This is a genomic window from Bacillus sp. EB106-06-01-XG163 (genome assembly GCF_058791615.1).
The window spans coordinates 78562-98175 of record NZ_JBYTDS010000003.1; the positions used below are offsets into that span (position 1 = coordinate 78562).

Here is a 19614-nt window from a genome sequence, read left to right on the forward strand (position 1 = left end):
CTCTTTTTTTATGATAAAAATGATCGTTTTACTTTTTCCCAGAAAGAGTTGTCTTTCAGTTTCACCGTTTTTATTTTTTTATCGGATAGTCTAATCTCAACCTTTTTGACATTCCGCGTGCTGAGCGCTTCATTATCAAGCCCGATAATCGGATGCTCATTGCCGTCTTGCACCACCTGCAGTGTCAGCTTCCGGTCTGAGCTTAAAATAAACGGAGATCCGAGTGTACGGTATGTGTTGTTGTTCAACGACGCCAGTTCGGATACCTGCATGCAGGAAATCAAAGGATCAACAACGGCGCCTGAAACAGATTTATTGTAGGCAGTGCTGCCCGTCGGGGTGGAAATGATCATCCCGTCTCCTCTGAACGTCTCAAAATGAAGATCATCAATTAACACATCCATCACAAACGTTTTAATAATGCTGGAACGGATGGAAACCTCGTTTAAACAGTGAAAATGATTGCTGCCGTCCACCGTTACGTGAATGAGCGGGTATTTTCTGACCTCAAGCTGTTCCGCGGTCATGCTGGCCGCCATTTTTTCAGGTTCATCGCTGTGAAAATCACAGTACAAATGGGCTTTCCCTTTTTTAGCGATGCCGACATACAGGCAGTCATCACGGAATCCGGTTTTTCTGACGGCTTGCAGAAATGAGCCGTCGCTGCCGATGCTGGCGATAATTCCGGCATCCTCCGGTTGAGCCGCAACTGTAAAACCGTGCGATTCAGCAAGCTGCTTCAAAGAGCTGACTTGTTCTTTTGTTTCGTTGTTTTGTTTGTGAAAAAAATAAACATTGCGGCGAAGATCGGTCATATCCCCATTCCCCTTTGCTGTCATATTTACGTTTTTCTCCCAGCAGGTATTGTGTTAAAATACCTGTGGCAATAGTGTAACATGTTTCCTGTTTATCCGTTAAGGGAAAGCGCTTCATGAAAAAAATGAATCTTTTTTTACGGGGGAACGTACGAATATTGACAGAAAAGGAGGAGAACAAATGAATGCAAAAAGATGGATTGCGCTCGTCATCGCGCTCGGCATTTTCGGCGTATCAGTCATTGCAAGTGTGACCGTCGGGGTGCTGAAGAATATCGGAGATACAGGGTCTGACTTTGCATCACTGACAGATGACACAGAGGAAGTGACGCTGGATAAGGGCAGCCCCGGCAGTAAAATCGCCGTGCTTGAAGTGGACGGCACGATTGAGGATAACGGCGGGTCCGCTGGCCTGCTCAGCTCAGGCGGGTATGATCACAGATCATTTTTAAAACAGGTTGAGCGTGCGAAAGAAGACAAAAGCGTCAAAGGAATTGTGCTGAAAATCAATTCCCCTGGCGGAGGCGTGTACGAAAGCGCGGAAATACATAAAAAACTGGAAGAACTAAAGAAAGAAACCAAGAAACCGATTTATGTATCCATGGGCTCCATGGCGGCATCGGGAGGCTACTATATTTCAACGGCCGCCGATAAAATCTATGCTTCACCGGAAACGCTCACGGGTTCACTGGGCGTCATCATGGAAAGCGTCAATTATTCCAAGCTCGCCGATGAACTCGGCATCAAGTTTGAAACCATTAAAAGCGGCGCGCATAAAGACATCATGTCCCCGACCCGCGACATGACGAAGGAAGAAAGAAAGATCATGCAGACAATGGTCAACGATTCTTATGAAGGATTTGTCAATGTCATTTCAAAAGGCCGGCACATGTCAAAAGCGGATGTGAAAAAAATTGCCGACGGCCGTGTTTACGACGGCAGACAAGCGAAAAAAATCGGCCTCGTTGATGAGCTCGGTTTTTACGATGATACGATCAGCGCGATGAAAAAGGACCATAAAAATATGAAAAACGCTTCAGTCATCACATACGAGGAAGGATTCGGATTAGGCTCGCTCTTTTCCATGAGCGCAGCGAAAATGTTTAAAAGCGAAATTGATTTTCTGAATATGAAAGAACTCATTTCGCAATCCGGTTCGCCGCGGATGATGTATCTCTATGCAAAGTAGGGGGGAAGAAAGAATGGACGCGACTTACGAAGGCTTTCACGGCAAAGAAGAGGAAGCCGAACAACAGAGGGCGCCCGAGCAGGCATATGCGGGCTTTTGGATCAGGTTTTGGGCGTTTCTTCTTGATTGGCTGGTGGTCTGGGGACTTAACCATCTCATCGTTTCACCGATTTTCACGCTGATGAAGCTCCCGGCAACAAGCGGAATGTTTACAATCTCAGCTTATTCCGTCACAACCCTGATCGTCTACCTCGCCTATTTTGTGTTCATGACGAAATGGTTTCATCAGACACTCGGCAAGATGGTCTTCGGGTTAAAGGTCACTTCTTTGACGCCCGGAAAGCCGCTGACTTGGAGCACCGTCATTTTCAGAGAAGCGGTGGGGCGTTATATCGATAAAATCTGGATTCTCTATATCGTCATTGCGTTTACGCCCAAAAAGCAGGGCATTCATGATCTGATCGCCGACACAACGGTGATTCACGAAGCGCTGTACCGCAAATAAAAGCAGTAAACCCGGAATAAACGTCCGGGTTTATTTTTTTTGGTTTTGGCGATAATGCTGCTAAGGAAGTGAAGCTTATGGGATATGCCGCAGCAGCTGTTATTCTCATTCTCATTTTAGCCTGGCTGCTCATGAGGATGAAAATCCACCTGACTTTCGAATATCTTCACGATAAAGATAACGACAAACTGACGTTTAAAATCTCGGCCTTATACGGGCTGATCCGTATTAAAAAAACGCTGCCCGTCATTAAAGTAAACAGCGAAGACGCGTCAATTGATGTCAAACAGGACACAAAATCAGAAATGAAAGGTCAGAAAAAAGAGAAGAAAAAAATCACATATGAAGATGTCAAACAGAGCATTCACAGAATAGAAATGATTCTGCACCAAGTCTTTCAGATGCGCCAAATCGCCGCTTCATTTCTTGCGGGAGTCCGTGTTACGAAGTTCGAATGGGTGACGGTTATCGGAATAAAGGACGCCGCCGTTACGGGAATCGCCGCCGGCGGATTGTGGGCCGTAAAGGGAGGCCTGACGGCGATGCTGTATGATCATCTGCGTTTCATACATAAACCGGTGTGCGAAGTCATTCCGTCTTTTCAAGTGCCTGCATCCAAAACGCATTTGCAGTGTATATTCTTTTTTCGTTTTGGACATCTTATAGGTGCAGCTTTCAAATTGCTCAAATACGGGCGGAACGGACTTTCTATCATACGAAAGAAACAGCCGGTTCCGGTTGCTTCAAAGAATGATTCATCAGTTTAAGGAGGAGCGCATATGGCAGACCATCCCATTCAAGGTTTAATGAAAACCGCTATGGAAAATTTAAAAGAAATGATTGACGTGAATACAATCATCGGCGATCCTGTTGAAACGCCTGACGGCAGCGTAATCTTAACGGTTTCAAAGGTCGGATTCGGATTTGCAGCGGGCGGAAGCGAGTTTGGAGGAAAGCCGGCTGAAAAAAGAACCGAGGACGATGAAAGAAAAGAGCAGAAGCTCCCGTTCGGCGGCGGAAGCGGCGGCGGAGTATCCATTACGCCGATTGCGTTTCTGATTGTCGGAACAAACGGCGTTCGCATGCTTCATTTAGACGAAAACACCCATCTGATTGATAAACTGTTAGACTCCGCGCCTCAAACGATTGAACGCATCCAGCATATGTTTAAAAAGAATGAAAAAGGCCGGAACCAAAAAAGAACGGATATCGATTTATAACAGAAAAGTTAACTGCCGCCCGCAGTTAGCTTTTTTTACGATGCGGCATAACCTTTGCAGTTTGCATAAAACTCGACTATGATAGAGCTATACATAGATAAAGGGAGGAATCAGAATGGCTGAAATTACATTTAAAGGCGGAGCTGTGACGCTGATCGGACAAGAAGTGAAACCGGGGGACCCAGCTCCTGACTTCACGGTTCTGACAAACGGATTAGAAGAGAAGACATTAGCAGATATGAAAGGGAAAGTAACGATCATATCCGTTATTCCTTCCATTGACACAGGCGTATGTGACGCGCAGACACGCCGCTTCAACGAAGAAGCCGCAAAACTCGGTGATGTGAACGTTTATACAATCAGCGCCGACCTTCCGTTTGCACAAGCGCGCTGGTGCGGAGCGAACGGAATTGATAAAGTTGAAACATTATCGGATCATAAAGAGATGTCATTTGGTGAAGCATTCGGTGTTTATATCAAAGAACTTCGTCTTTTGGCACGTTCCGTATTCGTCCTTGATCAGGACGGAAAAGTCGTTTACGCGGAATACGTAAGTGAAGCGACAAACCACCCGAATTATGAAAAGCCTATCGAAGCTGCAAAAGCGTTAATCAAGTAAAGAGAGAAAAAGAGCTCCGGGTGCTGCCGCGGAGCTCTTTTCATGGCAAGGAGGAAACAGCATGCAACACGACCATGTCGGTCAGATTTATGAACTTTTAGATGAAGCCGCCCAAGTGATAGCAGAAGGCCTTCAGATTTCTTATATTGAGGGGCTTGCGGAAGCGGGAGAAATGTATTTTCTTGAAAAGGCCGACCAGCTTCCGCTTCAGGAAAAGCAAACCGGCGAGCTTAACAGCCTGCTTGCGAAAGCAGACTTCAGAAAATGGGAGCATGAATGGATCCGCAAGGCGTTCCAGCTCGCCATTTTAAAAGGGCTGAAAGATAAGTCCCATCCGAACAGACAGATGACGCCTGATACGATCGGCATTTTCATCAGTTACCTCGTGAATAAATTTACGGGCGGCCGAAAAGGCCTGACATTGCTGGACCCCGCCTGCGGCACCGGAAATCTTCTGCTGACCGCGGCAAACCAGCTTTCGGACAAAGCGGCAAAAAGCTTCGGCATTGAAATCGACGATGTCCTTCTGAAGATCGCTTATGCTCAGGCGAATCTGCAGGAAAAAGAAATGGAGCTGTTCTGCCAGGACAGTCTTCAGCCGTTATTTATCGAACCGGCCGATGCGGTCATCTGCGATTTGCCGGTCGGCTACTATCCGAATGACGAAGGCGCTGAAGCGTTTGAGCTGAAAGCGGATGAAGGCCACTCTTTTGCTCACCACTTATTTATTGAGCAGAGCGTCAAACATACAAAACCGGGCGGATACTTATTTTTTATGATTCCGAACCATCTGTTTGACAGCGCGCAAAGCGATAAACTGAAGCGGTTTTTTGCGGAAAAAGTGTATATCAACGCCCTTCTTCAGCTGCCGGCTACTATGTTTAAAGACGAAGCGCAGGCAAAGAGCATTTTAATCTTGCAGAAAAAAGGCGAAGACGCAAAGCCGCCGAAACAAGCGCTTTTGGCGAATCTTCCTTCTTTTGCGAACCAGCAGGCGATGCGGGAGATGATGGCAAAATTGGATCAATGGATTCAAAAAGAAAAATAATGGCGAAAAAGCAGTGTGAGATGCAAAATCCCGCGCTGCTTTTTGCTTTTTAAAATGAATGGAAATCAGGACGATAACACAAATTAAGGAAAGAAAATAACATTCCGTAAGACCGTGCCGTCCATTTGGCACAAATGAAATTTATCAGAAAATATCGACTTCATATTGTAAGCGGTACCAATGTGGATGTTGACTTGAAATGCTGAGTTGACAATGTTTAAATGGAAAAGTCAGATATTTTTTGGACTGCAATTATGGTCTGGGAAAAAAGAACGAACAAACGAAGAAGAATTTTGATAGGAGCGTCATTTATGTCTAAAATTATTGCAATTAACGCAGGAAGCTCATCTTTAAAATTTCAGTTATTCGAAATGCCTTCAGAAAAGGTGCTAACAAAAGGTTTAGTAGAACGGATCGGTATCGCCGACAGCGTTTTCACAATCTCTGTTAACGGCGAAAAAAATACAGAAGTGACAGATATTCCGGATCATGCGGTTGCGGTGAAGATGCTGCTTCACAAGCTGACTGAATTCGGTATTATAAAGGATTTAAATGAAATTGACGGAATCGGCCACCGTGTGGTTCACGGCGGAGAAAAATTCAGCGATTCTGTTTTGCTTACGGATGAAACAATCCGTGAGATTGAAGAGATTTCAGAACTAGCGCCGCTTCACAACCCGGCTAACATCGTCGGCATTAAAGCCTTTAAAGAAGTGCTTCCGAATGTGCCTGCGGTTGCAGTGTTTGATACGGCGTTCCACCAAACGATGCCTGAACAATCTTACCTGTACAGCCTACCGTACGAATACTACGAGAAATACGGCATTCGCAAATACGGTTTCCACGGCACATCTCATAAATACGTGACACAGCGCGCAGCTGAGCTTCTCGGCCGCCCGCTTGAAGATTTGCGTCTGATTTCCTGCCACCTCGGTAACGGCGCAAGTATCGCGGCGGTAGAAGGCGGAAAATCCATTGATACGTCAATGGGCTTCACACCGCTTGCGGGTGTTGCGATGGGAACACGTTCAGGAAACATCGACCCTGCATTGATTCCGTACATTATGGAAAAAACGGATCAGACGGCAGATGAAGTATTAAATACGTTAAATAAAAAGAGCGGACTGCTTGGCGTATCCGGTTTCTCCAGCGACCTTCGCGATATCGTGGAAGCTTCAAAAGAAGGAAACGAAAGAGCGGAAACGGCTCTTGAAGTGTTTGCAAGCAGAATCCATAAATACATCGGTTCTTACGCTGCGAGAATGAGCGGCGTTGACGCGATTATTTTCACTGCGGGTATCGGTGAAAACAGCGTTGAAGTCAGAGAACGCGTGCTTCGCGGCTTAGAATTCATGGGTGTATATTGGGATCCTGCGCTGAACAACGTGCGCGGCGAGGAAGCGTTTATCAGCTACCCTCACTCTCCTGTCAAAGTCATGATCATTCCGACTGACGAAGAGGTCATGATCGCACGCGACGTTGTCCGCCTTGCACAGTAATGATCAAAAAAAGCACATCCTTTTAGGGTGTGCTTTTTTATTGAATGCCCCAGGATCAAACGTTACGATATGTTTAATACATAAACGATGAGGTGAAGCAATGAGTGTGCATGAACATAAACAAGAAGCCCCGTCAGCCGTGCGCTGCAAGGTGATTACAGTCAGCGACACGAGAACGAAAGAAACCGACAAAAGCGGGCGCGTCATGATGGACTTCCTCAGGGAAGCGGGATTTGAAACGGTCGCTTATGACATTGTTAAAGATGAAAAAGATGAATTGCAGAAAGCCGTTTTATCCGGCTGTATGGATGAATATACAGATGCGGTGCTGTTAAACGGAGGGACGGGCATTGCCGAAAGGGATGTCACAATTGAAGCGGTCACGCCGCTGTTTTCAAAAGAACTCCCGGGATTCGGCGAGCTGTTCCGCATGCTGAGTTATACGGAGGACATCGGTTCCGCCGCCATTTTGTCCAGAGCGGCAGCGGGTGTGATCCAAAATACCGCAGTCTTCTGCACGCCCGGCTCCTCAGGCGCCGTAAAGCTTGCAATGAGTAAACTGATTATTCCTGAACTGCCCCATGTGCTCCGGGAAATCCGAAAAGATTTATAAATGTATAAAAAGGCTCTGCTCCGCTCAAAAAATTGGGTGGGGTTTTTTTTATAAAAGGCTTGAAAAAACAGAATTTACTTGTTACAGTGTATACATACAAAATGCATTTTTATTAATTAAAACTAATTTTTATACAAAAGGGAGCTTTTAACATGGCAGAACAAAAAAAGGTTGTATTGGCATACTCAGGAGGTCTTGATACTTCTGTAGCGATAAAATGGCTGCAAGAACAGGGATACGATGTTGTTGCCTGCTGCTTAGACGTAGGGGAAGGAAAGGATTTGGCATTCGTTCAGCAAAAAGCGCTGGAAGTAGGCGCCGTAAATTCCTATGTGATTGATGCGAAAGAAGAATTCGCCCGGGAGTACGCGCTCATTTCTATGCAGGCCCATACAATGTATGAAGGCAAGTATCCGCTCGTATCTGCACTATCCCGTCCGTTAATCGCGAAAAAACTCGTTGAAGTCGCGGAAAAGGAAAACGCGGTGGCCGTAGCGCACGGCTGCACGGGAAAAGGCAACGATCAGGTGCGTTTCGAAGTATCCATTAAATCATTAAATCCTGATCTGGAGGTCATTGCTCCGGTCCGTGAGTGGCAATGGTCGCGTGAAGAAGAAATTGAATATGCTGCAAGCCGCGGCATACCGATTCCGATCAATCTTGACAGCCCGTATTCCATCGACCAGAACCTATGGGGACGCGCCAATGAATGCGGTATATTAGAAGATCCGTGGGCGGCGCCGCCTGAAGGGGCATATGACCTGACAGCATCTCTTGAAAACACGCCGGACGTTCCGGAAATCATCGAAATCGCATTTGAAGCCGGTGTTCCGGTTTCAATCGACGGCGTAACCTATCCGCTCGCTGATTTAATTCTCAAGCTGAACGAGACTGCCGGAAAACACGGCATCGGCCGGATTGACCATGTGGAAAACCGCCTGGTCGGCATTAAGTCCCGTGAAGTTTATGAGTGCCCGGGCGCCATGACTTTGATTACGGCTCACAAAGAGCTTGAGGATCTGACTTTAGTGAAAGAAGTGGCCCATTTCAAACCGGCAATTGAACAAAAACTGTCTGAAATCATCTATAACGGTTTATGGTTCTCGCCGTTAAAAGACGCGCTGCTTGCATTCCTGAAAGAAACTCAAAAACACGTCACCGGCGTCGTACGCGTCAAGCTGTTTAAAGGCCATGCCATTGTAGAAGGACGTAAGTCGGAATATTCACTCTATGATGAAAAACTTGCGACATATACAAAAGACGATGCTTTTGACCATCACGCGGCAATCGGTTTCATTGAGCTTTGGGGGCTGCCGACAAAAGTAAACAGCATTGTGAAAAAGAAGGAGCAGATTGAAGCATGAAGAAGCTTTGGGGAGGCCGTTTTCAAAAAACACCGGAAAAGTGGGTCGATGAGTTCGGCGCATCCATCACGTTCGACCAAAACTTAGTCAAAGAGGATATTACAGGGTCTCTCGCTCATGCGGCAATGCTGAAAAAATGCGGCATTCTGACGGAAGAAGAAGAAGGCGCCATCCGACAGGGGCTGCAGACCCTCCTGCAAAAAGCAGAGGAAGGAACGCTTGAATTCTCTGTTGATTATGAAGATATCCATTTGAATATTGAAAAAATGCTGATCGAAGAAATCGGACCGCTAGGCGGCAAGCTCCATACCGGCAGAAGCCGGAATGACCAGGTGGCGACCGACATGCATTTGTATTTGAAAGATCATGTCTCACATATCATCGTGCTGATTGAACAGTTCCAAAAAGCGCTGATCGAAAAAGCGGAGGCCAATGTCGAGACCATTCTGCCGGGGTACACCCATTTGCAGCGGGCTCAGCCGATTTCTTTCGCCCACCATCTGCTTGCTTATTTTTGGATGCTTGAACGGGATAAAGAGCGTTTTCGGGATGCTATGAAGCGGATTAACATATCGCCGCTCGGATGCGGGGCGCTTGCCGGAACTACGTTTCCGATAGACCGTAACTATTCGGCGGAGCTGCTCGGTTTTGACTCCATTTATGAGAACAGTCTTGACGGAGTCAGTGACAGAGATTTTATTCTCGAGTTTTTAAGCGGCAGCAGCATGCTGATGATGCACCTTTCGCGTTTATCAGAAGAAATCATTCTATGGTGCTCGCAGGAATTCAGATTCATTGAACTGGATGATACGTACGCGACGGGAAGCAGCATGATGCCGCAGAAGAAAAACCCCGACATGGCGGAGCTGATCCGCGGTAAAACCGGACGCGTATACGGTGATATGATGGGGCTTTTCACGATTATGAAAGGGCTCCCGCTCGCTTACAACAAAGACCTGCAGGAAGATAAAGAAGGCATGTTTGACACGGTGAAAACCGTTGAAGGAAGCCTTCAGATTTTCACGGGCATGATTGAAACGATGAAAGTAAACAAAGACATCATGAAACAAGCGACAAAACAAGATTTTTCAAACGCGACGGAACTTGCCGATTATTTAGCTAAAAAAGGCATGCCGTTCAGAGAAGCGCATGAAGTGGTCGGCAAGCTTGTGTACAGCTGCATTGAAAAAGGAATCTATTTAAGTGATATGGCATTTGAAGAATTCCTTCAAGCCAGCAGTCTCTTTGAAGAAGATATCTATACCATGCTCGATCCGCATCATGCGGTTGAAAAAAGAATGAGCGCCGGCGGAACGGGTTTTCAGCAGGTAGAACAGGCGCTCGTAAAAGCAAAAGCCTGCGCCGGCATTTAATTTGCTGAAATTTCCTTCATATTTTCCCGTCATATCAGACACCCTACATCTATAAAGATGGGAGGTAGAAGGAATGCGCAAAGAACAAGACCGTTACATCTATGATGAAAAAGAAAGTGAAGAAACGGCCAGGCTCATCTCAGAGGCATACGAAAGCGGTTATGTCGGCATGGAGGAAGCCTCTGCTCCTTCAGAAAATTAAGCTGTCTGTAAAGACGGCTTTTTTTTCGTGCGGACGAAGTGCAAAAAAGTGATATTGCCGTTTGTTTATAGTAAAGTAGAGGGAGAAACGTCTTGATTTTATTGAAGCGGCAACGTTGCCTGGGGAGGGTATTCAATGTGCGACATGCTCTAATCACTGCCGGTACAAAGGGATTGGGCCGAAAAGTGACTGAAATGCTTCTGGAAAAAGGCTTTTCTGTCACAGTGAATTACAGACAAGACGAAGAAGCGGTCGCCTGTCTGAAGGCGGATTATCCCGGGTGCCATGACAGATTGCAATTCGTTAAGGGCGATGTAACCCGGAAAGAAGATCTCATGCGGATCGCCGATGCAGCCCTTCAGCGGTTTGGAAGGATTGACATACTGATTAACAATGCCGGGCCGTACATATTTGAGCGCAAAAAGCTTGCCGATTACTCCGATGACGAATGGTATGACATGCTTGAAGGGAATTTAAGCGCCGTTTTCCATCTGTTTAAAGCGGTTATCCCGGTCATGAGACAGCAGCGGTTCGGCCGGATTATTACATACGGTTTTCAAGGAGCGGACCATGCCCCCGGCTGGCTTCACCGTTCCGCTTTCGGAGCGGCTAAAGTCGGATTGGCTTCGTTAACGAAAACCATTGCGATTGAAGAAGCTGAATCAGGCATTACGGCCAATATGGTCTGCCCGGGTGATATTGTAGGAGATATGAAAGAAGCGTCTATAGAGGAAGCAAGACGGAAAATCGGCAAAGAAAAGACGCCGATCGGCAGGTCCGGAACCGGAGAGGACATTGCGAGAATCATCGCCTTTTTATGTGAAGATGATTCCGATCTTGTAACCGGAACGGTCATTGAAGCAACAGGCGGGCTGAATGTGATTAACAGGCATCAATCCCTGTAAGTTTTTTCGTTTGTCAAAAAGGGAACTTGATAAATATTAATTTTTTATGAGGTGAAAACGATGAAAGTGACTTATCACGGACATTCTGTCATTCAAGTGGAAACGAAAACCCATAACATTATTTTTGATCCGTTTCTGACCGGAAACAGTCTGACAAATTTGAAACCGGAAGAAGTGAAAGCGGATGTCATCCTGCTTACTCACGGACACAATGACCATGTCGGAGATACAGAGCAGATCGCTAAACAAAACGATGCGCTCGTTATTGCGCCGAATGAGCTGGCCGTTTATCTCGGCTTTAAAGGTTTAAAGGTCCACCCGATGCATATCGGAGGGGCGCGCCAATTTGATTTCGGTAAAGTGAAACTGACACAGGCATTCCACGGATCGGCGGTCACTGATGAAGAAAACAAAACCATTACGTACACGGGGATGCCGGCCGGGATTTTATTGACGATTGACGGCAAAACGATTTTCCACGCCGGGGACACGGCGCTGTTCTCTGATATGAAACTGATCGGGGAACTGAATCATATTGACCTGGCGTTTCTGCCGATCGGTGATAACTTCACCATGGGCCCTGAAGATGCGAAACTCGCGGCTGAATGGCTGAGAGCGAAACAGGTCGTTCCCGTTCATTACAATACATTTCCTGTCATTGAACAGGACCCTGACGCTTTCGCCGAAAGTCTGCCCGGAGGCGTCGGCAAAGTCATGGCGGCCGGCGAGACCATTGAGCTTGCCTGACATATGTGTCAAAGACCTTCTGAATCAAGCATTCAGAAGGTCTTTTTGTGATGCCGCCTTTTTTCGGGCGTCTCATTGCGAATGAATCCCCCGTACCCTTATAATAAAAGCAGAAGACTGTCCTTAGAGGTGAAACGCTTGGCAACAAAGCATGAACAAATCCTATCATACATAGATTCGCTTCCTGTCGGTGAAAAAATTTCGGTCAGAAGAATTGCGAAAGAAATGAAAGTCAGTGAAGGAACGGCTTACAGAGCCATTAAGGAAGCCGAGAACAAAGGATTCGTTTCCACTATTGAACGTGTGGGGACCATCCGGATTGAACAGAAGAAAAAAGAAAATATTGAAAAGCTGACATACGCCGAGGTCGTCAATGTGATAGACGGCCAGGTGCTCGGCGGAAAAGCCGGTCTGCATAAAACGTTGAATAAGTTTGTGATCGGCGCGATGGAGCTTGACGCGATGATGCGTTATACGGCGGCGGGGAACCTGTTAATCGTCGGGAACCGAATCAACGCCCACCGCCAGGCGCTTGAAGCGGGCGCGGCTGTTTTGGTAACGGGAGGGTTTAATACCGACGACAGCATTATCGAGCTGGCCGATATGCTTGAGCTTCCGATTCTCTCCACGAGTTACGATACCTTTACGGTAGCCGCGATGATCAACCGGGCGATCTATGATCAGCTCATAAAAAAAGAGATTGTGCTCGTGGAAGACATTTTGACGCCCGCAGATCGGACAGTGACGCTGTCCCCTAAGGATAAGCTGGAGAAATGGTACGAAAAAAACTATGAAACCGGACACGGCCGCTTCCCGGTGATCGATCAGCAGATGAAAATCCACGGAATCCTCACATCGAAAGATATCGCGGGGCATGACCGGTCAGTTCCGATTGAAAAAGTAATGACCAAAAACCCTGTCACGGTGATCGGGAAAACATCTGTCGCCTCAGCGGCTCAAATGATGGTTTGGGAAGGAATTGAAGTGCTTCCGGTGACAGACGGGCATCACAAACTGATCGGAATGATCAGCCGCCAGGATGTCTTAAAAGCGCTTCAAATGGTTCAAAAGCAGCCTCAGGTCGGGGAAAAGCTGGATGATATTGTTTCAAGGGGATTTAAAGAAGACGAAGATGACAAAACGCCGGCCGTTTATCAATATGAAGTCACGCCGCAAATGACCAATCAGCTCGGCACGATTTCTTACGGGGTGTTTACGACGATTTTAACCCAGGCCGCCAGCCGATTTTTACGCTCCCGCAAACGCGGCGAGCTGGTCATTGAAAGCATTACGATTTTCTTCCTGAAGCCCGTACAGATGGAGTCGGTCATTGAAGTGAAACCGCGCATTTTAGAGGCGGGCCGGAAATTCGGGAAAATGGAAGTGGAAGTGTCAAGCCAAAGCGGCATCGTTTCAAAAGCGATGCTCATGGTGCAGCTGATGGAGAGAAGTTAAGGGACGCACCCGGGTCCCTTGGCATTCATTATGCGTGGTCCCTCTCCGCTTCCTTTGCATGGATGGGCTCATAATGCTTATAGGCTTTATACCCGGCCCATGCGCTGCCTGCTCCGATTAAAATGAAGACGCCGCCGATGACCAGGGTCAGGACGGAGTGAAACAGAATCATTTGGTTTACTCCGTACAAAAGCACCAGCGCGCCTAATGCCATACTTGATTTAGCCGAAAAACATTCCTTCTCCAGCGCCCGTTTCGTCTGGATTCCTTTTACTTTGTAATACACGTAAAAGCAGGCAGAAAGCCCGATGAGAAAAACAAAAACCAGCATAAATGAAATCCTCCATTATATGAGTTTGCAAAACCGTTTATACCGTTGCTGAAAGATTTTCCTTTTCCATGGATAAAGAGTATGATTAAATGAATAAAAACGAAAAGGAGAAAGCGATGAAATCCGAACTGATCAGAACCATATCATTATATGACACCATTATCTTACATAGACATGTGAGGCCTGACCCGGACGCCTACGGTTCACAGTGCGGCCTTACGGAAATCCTGCGGGAAACGTATCCCGAAAAAAATATTTTTGCCGTCGGACAGCCTGAGCCGTCCTTGTCTTTTTTATATTCCCTCGATGAGGTGGATGACGAAACCTATAAAGATGCTCTTGTCATCGTGTGCGACACCGCAAACCAAGGCAGGGTCGACGATCAGCGCTACCATTCCGGCGCAAAGCTCATGAAAATAGACCACCATCCAAATGAAGATCCGTATGGCGATCTGTTATGGGTCGATACGAATGCAAGCTCCGTAAGCGAAATGATCTATGAGCTGTACCTGGAAGGAAAGCAGCACGGCTGGAAACTGAATACGAAAGCAGCTGAGCTGATCTACGCGGGTATCGTCGGTGATACGGGGCGCTTCTTATTCCCGAACACCACAAAAAAGACATTAAAATACGCGGGAGAGCTCATTGAGTTCCCATTTTCATCGTCAGAGCTGTTCAATCAATTGTATGAAACAAAATTAAATGTGGTGAAGCTTAACGGCTTTATTTATCAAAATGTGTCACTGTCTGAAAACGGCGTCGCTTCCGTGTTCATTAAAAAAGACATTTTGGAGACATATGGAACCACCGCTTCTGAAGCGTCGCAGCTTGTCGGAACACTCGGAAATATTTCGGGTATCCGCGCTTGGGTGTTTTTCGTAGAAGAAGACGATCAAATCAGAGTCCGGTTCCGTTCAAAAGGTCCGGTCATCAACGGAATTGCCCGGAAATACAATGGCGGCGGACATCCGCTTGCGGCCGGCGCATCCATCTTCAGCTGGGATGAAACCGATCAGATTCTTGCTGATCTGGAAGAGGTATGTAACGAACACAAGTAGAGGGGAGACCCTCTTTCTTAGTGTTCATCTGTCACGGGGATGAACCAGCAGCCGAAATCAGTCAGGTCTTCGTAGACGCGGAGATTACAGATTTGGAGTTCTTTTTTTATGAGGGAAGCGAGTGTGTCTGTTTCTGCATATGCGGAATAGCCTTGTCTGATTCGGGCTGCATGATCTTTTGCCAAGCGTCGTTCACTAAAAACCTCCATTTTCCCTTCCTCCCTTCAGAATCATTGAAAATGTCTCATTTACAGTTTATAAAAAAGCGGAGAAAAAAGCGACAGATCTATGGAAAATTTTTAAAAATGACATAATTACGTCGCAAAAGAAATATGAATTTCGACAGACAATCTCGTATAAATCGTCAGTTCCTTTACTTCAGCTTTAAATTCCTTCTCATTTATGGTGTATATTTTGTTTTCGATCGTCCGTTTTAAAAGCTCCTTTGTTTTATACACGCTTTCAATATCTTTTGTGATGACTTCAGAAATATTATCTTTCACTTGTTCCTCAAATTTCATCTTGTCAGGCTGGGCGATTCTGTATTTTCCCCCATTGATCAGCTTCACATCAACACTTTGGATGAGAAGTCTTTGCTTATTATCCTCATTTAATTTATGAAGATCCTTCTGATAGATGGAGATTTGGTTTTTTAAATCCCGCGCGTGCTCACGCTGCTTTTCAATTAACGTCACTTGTTCTTCCTGAAACGTTCCGTATGTAAACAGAAAGAACAGCCAGCTGACGATGGCTCCGCACATCATTCCCGCGAAAAAACGCTGCCATCCCGGTTTTTTATAATACTCGGGAATTCTCATGATGACATATTCTCCTGGGTCAGCCATGAAATAATCAGCCAGCCGGTCTGCGCGCCGCCCATTGCTGAAATAATTAAAAGAAGCTGTTTGAAAATGTCGCGCGTGTTGCCTTCAAACAGCCCCCGCTCGAAACTGTATACCGCGTCAAATGTTCCCCCGATCGCCGCGACAAGTGCCCAGATCTTCAGCCTGTTCGCCAATTTTGTGATCGCCGTCAGCGGAGGCTCGCCTGATAAATAAGCTCCGAGGCCGCCGATCAGCGCGCCGCCGAGCAACACACCGAGGGCGATAAAATAACTGCTGATGAAATTCGCCATAAATCCGGCTTCCTGATCCATATATACACCACCTCACTTTTCTATCATATTGAGCGAAACGGACAAGTATGATGATGAGTCAAAAAAGAACATTTGTTTCTTAAGAAAACCCGTCTTATAATGTAGAAAGGCAAAATGAACGTATGGGAAAGGAGTGGCGGCATTGTCTTTTGTTCACCTGCAAGTACATAGCGGCTACAGTCTGTTAAACAGCGCCGCTTCTGTAAAAGAGCTTGTTACACAAGCGAAGGAACTCGGATATTCATCATTGGCGCTGACGGACGAAAATGTGATGTACGGCGCCATTGAGTTTTATAAAGCATGCAAATCAAACGGAATGAAGCCGATTATCGGTCTGACGGCTTCTATATACACGGACGATACGGAGCTTGAAGCACACCCGCTCATTCTTTTAGCAGAGACAAACACCGGATATCAGAACCTGGTGAAAATCTCAAGTGCGCTGCAATCCATGGCAAAGGGCGGCATGAAGCGAAAATGGATGAAGAGCTATCATGAGGGGCTGATCGCCATTACGCCCGGTGAAAACGGCTACATTGAAAGCCTGCTTCAAGCCGGGAAGTTTGAAGAAGCGGTCCGGGCTGCCGAAGGATTCCGGGAGCTGTTCGGAGACGGCCGTTTTTATTTAGGGTACCAGCCGTTTAAAGGACGTGAGACGTTATCAGAAGAGATTCTCCGCCTGTCAGCCGAGACGGAAATTGCTGTCTGCGCTGCGGGGGATGTCCGTTATATCAAGAAAGAAGATCAAGATGCGTACCGCTGTCTGTGCGCTATTAAAGCCGGAGAGAAGTGGGAGGATCAGAGCGGGAATCTGCCGGACTTATACTTGAGGGCGCCTGAAGAAATGGCAGAGCTTTACACGCGGCATCCGGAAGCGATTGAAGCAGCCGCGCGTATCGCCCGGCAATGCCGGGTCGATGTCAGCCTCGGACAGACACAGCTTCCGTCTTTTCCGGCGCCGGACGGCAAATCAGCCGATGACTATTTGGCGGAGATCTGTCATGAGGGGCTGCGCCTCCGTTTCGGCACTCCTGATGAGCGCGCTGTCCGCCGGCTTGAATATGAGCTGGACGTCATCAGGCGCATGAAATTCAGTGATTATTTTCTCATCGTATGGGACTTTATGAAGTACGCGCATGAAAAGGGCATTGTGACAGGTCCGGGAAGAGGGTCCGCGGCAGGCTCGCTTGTCGCTTACTCCCTTTTCATTACCGACGTGGATCCGCTTAAACATTCTCTGCTGTTTGAGAGATTTCTTAATCCCGAGCGGATCAGCATGCCGGATATTGATATCGATTTCCCTGACACGAGAAGGGATGAGGTCATTCAGTATGTACAAAATAAGTACGGGGCCATGCACGTCGCCCAGATTATCACCTTCGGGACATTGGCCGCAAAGGCGGCGTTAAGGGATACCGGGAGAGTGTTCGGAATCAGCCCGAAAGAAGCCGACCAGCTTGCCCGCCTGATTCCGTCAAAACCGGGAATGACGCTTGAGGAAGCGAGGCGGCAGTCCGCTCAGCTGAACAGGCGGCTGTCCGAATCCGCCGTTCTTCATAAAGTGTTTCAGATTGCAAGGAAAATTGAAGGTCTTCCGCGGCACACGTCAACACACGCGGCGGGGGTCGTTCTCAGTAAAGAGCCGCTTTCTGAAGTTGTCCCTCTTCAAGAAGGGCATGACGGCGTGTATTTAACGCAGTATGCGATGGATCACTTGGAAGATCTCGGTCTTTTAAAAATGGACTTTTTAGGTTTGCGCAACCTTACGCTTATTGAATCCATTAAAACGATGATTGAAAAAGAGACGAATACGAAAATTGATTTTTCCGAGATTTCTTATCAGGATGAAAAAACGTTCTCGCTATTGTCAAACGGTGATACGACGGGTATTTTCCAGCTGGAATCATCAGGAATGAGAAACGTGCTGAAGCGCCTGAAGCCGTCAAGACTGGAAGACATTGTCGCGGTTAACGCGCTTTACAGGCCGGGACCGATGGAAAATATTCCGTTATTTATCGACCGGAAGCACGGGCGGGCGCGTGTGGAAGTGCCGCACGAGGACGTACGAAATATTCTCAGTGACACTTACGGCGTCATCGTCTATCAAGAGCAGATAATGATGATCGCCTCGCGCATGGCAGGGTTTTCATTAGGTGAAGCGGATCTGCTCAGACGGGCTGTCAGCAAAAAGCAAAAGGACATTCTGGACAGAGAGCGAAGCCATTTTGTTGAAGGGTGCTTAAAAAAGGAGTATTCTGTAGTCACTGCAAACGAGGTCTACGATCTGATTGTAAAATTCGCTAACTACGGATTCAACAGAAGCCATGCTGTCGCATACAGCATGATCGGCTATCAGCTCGCCTATTTAAAAGCGCATTATCCGTTATATTTTATGTGCGGGCTGTTGACGAGCGTCATCGGCAATGAGGACAAAATATCGCAATATCTGCATGAAGCGAAGGGGAGCGGGATTCAAGTCCTTCCGCCGTCAATAAACAAAAGCGGTTTTCCGTTTGCGCCGGAAAACGGAGCCGTCAGATACAGTTTGCGGGCCGTTAAAAACGTAGGCGTCTCGGCAGTGAAAGATATTTATAAAGCAAGAACACATAAACCGTTCGAGGATCTTTTCGATTTCTGCTTTCGCGTACCCGCAAAAAGCGTGAATCGGAAAACCATCGAAGCCCTTATATTTTCTGGCGCCATGGACGAATTCAATCAAAATCGCGCCGCCTTGCTGGCCTCCGTTGATGTGGCTTTAGAGCACGCTGAACTTTTTCGTGCAGACGATGACCAAATGGGATTGTTTTTGGAAGAATCGTTCTCCATTAAGCCAAAATATGTAGAGGCTGAGGAATTTCCGCTCGTGGACAAGCTTCGGTTCGAAAAAGAAGCTCTCGGTGTTTATTTCTCGAGCCATCCTTTATCTGCTTTCAGGGATCTCCTGAAAAAACGGGGGGCGCAAGCGATCACAGCAGCGCGGCAGATGCCGAAGGGGCAGCTGTCAATCGGCGCTTTGCTCGCGGGCATCAAAACGATTCGGACAAAGACAGGTCAGCATATGGCGTTTCTCACATTAAGCGATGAAACAGGAGAAATGGAAGCCGTCGTGTTTCCTGACCAATATAGAAGGCTGTCTCCGCTGTTAGAAGAAGGCGCGCTTTTATTCGCCGCCGGAAAAATGGAAGAGCGTCAGGAGAAGACACAATTCATCATGTCATCCGCCTCTCTTCTTGAGCAGACGGAGGCAGACAGAGCGCCGTCTGTTTACATCAAAATCGAAGGCAGCCGGCACAATCAGGAGTTTTTGGAAAAGATGAAGCGTATTTTACTGGAGCATAAAGGGGAAACCGGCGTTTATCTTTATTATGAAAAAGACAAGCAGACGATCAGGCTGCCGGATACTTTTCATATTCAGGCGGACCATCAGGCGTTATACCGTTTAAAAGAGCTGCTGGGCCGCGAAAACGTCGTGTTAAAATAGTGGTAACAATAATCGTTTTGTTATACAATTGAAA

At 47.0% G+C, this 19614-nt stretch carries 21 protein-coding genes; 16 read left to right on the forward strand and 5 right to left on the reverse strand.

The features are described 5' to 3' along the window. Positions 1–8: 8 nt before the first annotated feature. Positions 9–815, reverse strand: a complete 807-nt coding sequence (locus tag AC3WTF_RS04390; RefSeq protein ID WP_017418362.1) for an NAD kinase — start codon at positions 813–815, stop codon at positions 9–11. Between the two features lie 181 nt (positions 816–996). Between AC3WTF_RS04390 and sppA the strand changes: the two genes are divergently transcribed. From sppA to AC3WTF_RS04460, 14 genes are all read left to right on the forward strand, one after another. Continuing rightward, positions 997–2004 (forward strand): signal peptide peptidase SppA, encoded by a 1008-nt coding sequence (gene sppA / locus AC3WTF_RS04395; protein ID WP_003152419.1) that lies wholly within the window; start codon positions 997–999, stop codon positions 2002–2004. A 13-nt stretch (positions 2005–2017) separates the two neighbouring features. Next, positions 2018–2509 (forward strand): RDD family protein, encoded by a 492-nt coding sequence (locus tag AC3WTF_RS04400; protein ID WP_007408048.1) that lies wholly within the window; start codon positions 2018–2020, stop codon positions 2507–2509. A gap of 77 nt (positions 2510–2586) precedes the next feature. Continuing rightward, entirely contained in the window at positions 2587–3276 is a 690-nt protein-coding gene (locus AC3WTF_RS04405) for a DUF2953 domain-containing protein (protein ID WP_007408049.1), read from the forward strand. Between the two features lie 12 nt (positions 3277–3288). Then, entirely contained in the window at positions 3289–3729 is a 441-nt protein-coding gene (gene ytfJ, locus AC3WTF_RS04410) for a GerW family sporulation protein (RefSeq protein ID WP_013353179.1), read from the forward strand. Between the two features lie 115 nt (positions 3730–3844). Continuing rightward, entirely contained in the window at positions 3845–4348 is a 504-nt protein-coding gene (gene tpx, locus AC3WTF_RS04415) for a thiol peroxidase (protein WP_047936024.1), read from the forward strand. A gap of 61 nt (positions 4349–4409) precedes the next feature. After that, positions 4410–5396 (forward strand): class I SAM-dependent methyltransferase, encoded by a 987-nt coding sequence (locus AC3WTF_RS04420; RefSeq protein ID WP_015240376.1) that lies wholly within the window; start codon positions 4410–4412, stop codon positions 5394–5396. A gap of 311 nt (positions 5397–5707) precedes the next feature. After that, positions 5708–6895, forward strand: coding sequence for an acetate kinase (locus tag AC3WTF_RS04425; protein ID WP_007408053.1), 1188 nt, complete (start codon positions 5708–5710; stop codon positions 6893–6895). Positions 6896–6995: 100 nt separating this feature from the next. Continuing rightward, entirely contained in the window at positions 6996–7508 is a 513-nt protein-coding gene (locus AC3WTF_RS04430) for a MogA/MoaB family molybdenum cofactor biosynthesis protein (RefSeq protein WP_007408054.1), read from the forward strand. A gap of 152 nt (positions 7509–7660) precedes the next feature. After that, positions 7661–8872: an argininosuccinate synthase gene (locus tag AC3WTF_RS04435; RefSeq protein ID WP_003152428.1), complete on the forward strand. Its 1212-nt coding sequence runs from the start codon at positions 7661–7663 to the stop codon at positions 8870–8872. Continuing rightward, entirely contained in the window at positions 8869–10245 is a 1377-nt protein-coding gene (gene argH / locus AC3WTF_RS04440) for an argininosuccinate lyase (RefSeq protein WP_020956195.1), read from the forward strand. The genes AC3WTF_RS04435 and argH overlap by 4 nt, the downstream gene beginning before the upstream one ends. A gap of 73 nt (positions 10246–10318) precedes the next feature. Beyond that, on the forward strand, positions 10319–10447 hold the full coding sequence (locus AC3WTF_RS04445) for a hypothetical protein (RefSeq protein WP_007408056.1): 129 nt from the start codon (positions 10319–10321) through the stop codon (positions 10445–10447). A 137-nt stretch (positions 10448–10584) separates the two neighbouring features. Continuing rightward, positions 10585–11352: an SDR family oxidoreductase gene (locus AC3WTF_RS04450; protein ID WP_012118176.1), complete on the forward strand. Its 768-nt coding sequence runs from the start codon at positions 10585–10587 to the stop codon at positions 11350–11352. Positions 11353–11412: 60 nt separating this feature from the next. Then, a complete protein-coding gene (locus AC3WTF_RS04455) occupies positions 11413–12099 on the forward strand; it encodes a metal-dependent hydrolase (protein ID WP_007613083.1) in 687 nt (228 codons plus the stop codon). Between the two features lie 138 nt (positions 12100–12237). Further along, positions 12238–13554 carry a CBS domain-containing protein gene (locus tag AC3WTF_RS04460; protein ID WP_012118175.1) on the forward strand — a complete coding sequence of 439 codons (1317 nt, stop codon included), beginning with the start codon at positions 12238–12240 and terminating at the stop codon, positions 13552–13554. Between the two features lie 28 nt (positions 13555–13582). Here AC3WTF_RS04460 and AC3WTF_RS04465 read toward each other — a convergent pair whose 3' ends face one another. Beyond that, entirely contained in the window at positions 13583–13885 is a 303-nt protein-coding gene (locus AC3WTF_RS04465) for a YtpI family protein (RefSeq protein WP_003152434.1), read from the reverse strand. 116 nt (positions 13886–14001) lie between these two features. Between AC3WTF_RS04465 and AC3WTF_RS04470 the strand changes: the two genes are divergently transcribed. Next, a complete protein-coding gene (locus tag AC3WTF_RS04470; protein WP_003152435.1) occupies positions 14002–14943 on the forward strand; it encodes a DHH family phosphoesterase in 942 nt (313 codons plus the stop codon). A gap of 17 nt (positions 14944–14960) precedes the next feature. On the opposite strand, the gene AC3WTF_RS04475 is transcribed toward AC3WTF_RS04470, so the two are convergent. The 3 genes from AC3WTF_RS04475 to ytrH form a co-directional block, all read right to left on the reverse strand. Further along, complete coding sequence (locus AC3WTF_RS04475; RefSeq protein WP_007408061.1) at positions 14961–15152, reverse strand: YtzJ family protein; 192 nt, start codon at positions 15150–15152, stop codon at positions 14961–14963. A 105-nt stretch (positions 15153–15257) separates the two neighbouring features. Then, on the reverse strand, positions 15258–15761 hold the full coding sequence (gene ytrI / locus AC3WTF_RS04480) for a sporulation membrane protein YtrI (RefSeq protein ID WP_047936022.1): 504 nt from the start codon (positions 15759–15761) through the stop codon (positions 15258–15260). Then, positions 15758–16099, reverse strand: coding sequence for a sporulation membrane protein YtrH (gene ytrH, locus AC3WTF_RS04485; RefSeq protein WP_003152438.1), 342 nt, complete (start codon positions 16097–16099; stop codon positions 15758–15760). Before ytrH ends, ytrI begins: the two co-directional genes overlap by 4 nt. 142 nt (positions 16100–16241) lie before the next feature. Here ytrH and dnaE point away from each other — a divergent pair, with 142 nt between their 5' ends. Beyond that, positions 16242–19580, forward strand: coding sequence for a DNA polymerase III subunit alpha (dnaE, locus tag AC3WTF_RS04490; RefSeq protein ID WP_047936021.1), 3339 nt, complete (start codon positions 16242–16244; stop codon positions 19578–19580). Positions 19581–19614 lie beyond the last annotated feature (34 nt).

What these genes read in the sequence shown, in the direction of transcription:
- AC3WTF_RS04390 (WP_017418362.1), bottom strand. Translation starts at nt 815, where the DNA reads ATGACCGATCTTCGCCGCAATGTTTATTTTTTTCACAAACAAAACAAC.
- sppA (WP_003152419.1), top strand. Translation starts at nt 997, where the DNA reads ATGAATGCAAAAAGATGGATTGCGCTCGTCATCGCGCTCGGCATTTTC.
- AC3WTF_RS04400 (WP_007408048.1), top strand. Translation starts at nt 2,018, where the DNA reads ATGGACGCGACTTACGAAGGCTTTCACGGCAAAGAAGAGGAAGCCGAA.
- AC3WTF_RS04405 (WP_007408049.1), top strand. Translation starts at nt 2,587, where the DNA reads ATGGGATATGCCGCAGCAGCTGTTATTCTCATTCTCATTTTAGCCTGG.
- ytfJ (WP_013353179.1), top strand. Translation starts at nt 3,289, where the DNA reads ATGGCAGACCATCCCATTCAAGGTTTAATGAAAACCGCTATGGAAAAT.
- tpx (WP_047936024.1), top strand. Translation starts at nt 3,845, where the DNA reads ATGGCTGAAATTACATTTAAAGGCGGAGCTGTGACGCTGATCGGACAA.
- AC3WTF_RS04420 (WP_015240376.1), top strand. Translation starts at nt 4,410, where the DNA reads ATGCAACACGACCATGTCGGTCAGATTTATGAACTTTTAGATGAAGCC.
- AC3WTF_RS04425 (WP_007408053.1), top strand. Translation starts at nt 5,708, where the DNA reads ATGTCTAAAATTATTGCAATTAACGCAGGAAGCTCATCTTTAAAATTT.
- AC3WTF_RS04430 (WP_007408054.1), top strand. Translation starts at nt 6,996, where the DNA reads ATGAGTGTGCATGAACATAAACAAGAAGCCCCGTCAGCCGTGCGCTGC.
- AC3WTF_RS04435 (WP_003152428.1), top strand. Translation starts at nt 7,661, where the DNA reads ATGGCAGAACAAAAAAAGGTTGTATTGGCATACTCAGGAGGTCTTGAT.
- argH (WP_020956195.1), top strand. Translation starts at nt 8,869, where the DNA reads ATGAAGAAGCTTTGGGGAGGCCGTTTTCAAAAAACACCGGAAAAGTGG.
- AC3WTF_RS04445 (WP_007408056.1), top strand. Translation starts at nt 10,319, where the DNA reads ATGCGCAAAGAACAAGACCGTTACATCTATGATGAAAAAGAAAGTGAA.
- AC3WTF_RS04455 (WP_007613083.1), top strand. Translation starts at nt 11,413, where the DNA reads ATGAAAGTGACTTATCACGGACATTCTGTCATTCAAGTGGAAACGAAA.
- AC3WTF_RS04465 (WP_003152434.1), bottom strand. Translation starts at nt 13,885, where the DNA reads ATGCTGGTTTTTGTTTTTCTCATCGGGCTTTCTGCCTGCTTTTACGTG.
- AC3WTF_RS04470 (WP_003152435.1), top strand. Translation starts at nt 14,002, where the DNA reads ATGAAATCCGAACTGATCAGAACCATATCATTATATGACACCATTATC.
- AC3WTF_RS04475 (WP_007408061.1), bottom strand. Translation starts at nt 15,152, where the DNA reads ATGGAGGTTTTTAGTGAACGACGCTTGGCAAAAGATCATGCAGCCCGA.
- ytrI (WP_047936022.1), bottom strand. Translation starts at nt 15,761, where the DNA reads ATGAGAATTCCCGAGTATTATAAAAAACCGGGATGGCAGCGTTTTTTC.
- ytrH (WP_003152438.1), bottom strand. Translation starts at nt 16,099, where the DNA reads ATGGATCAGGAAGCCGGATTTATGGCGAATTTCATCAGCAGTTATTTT.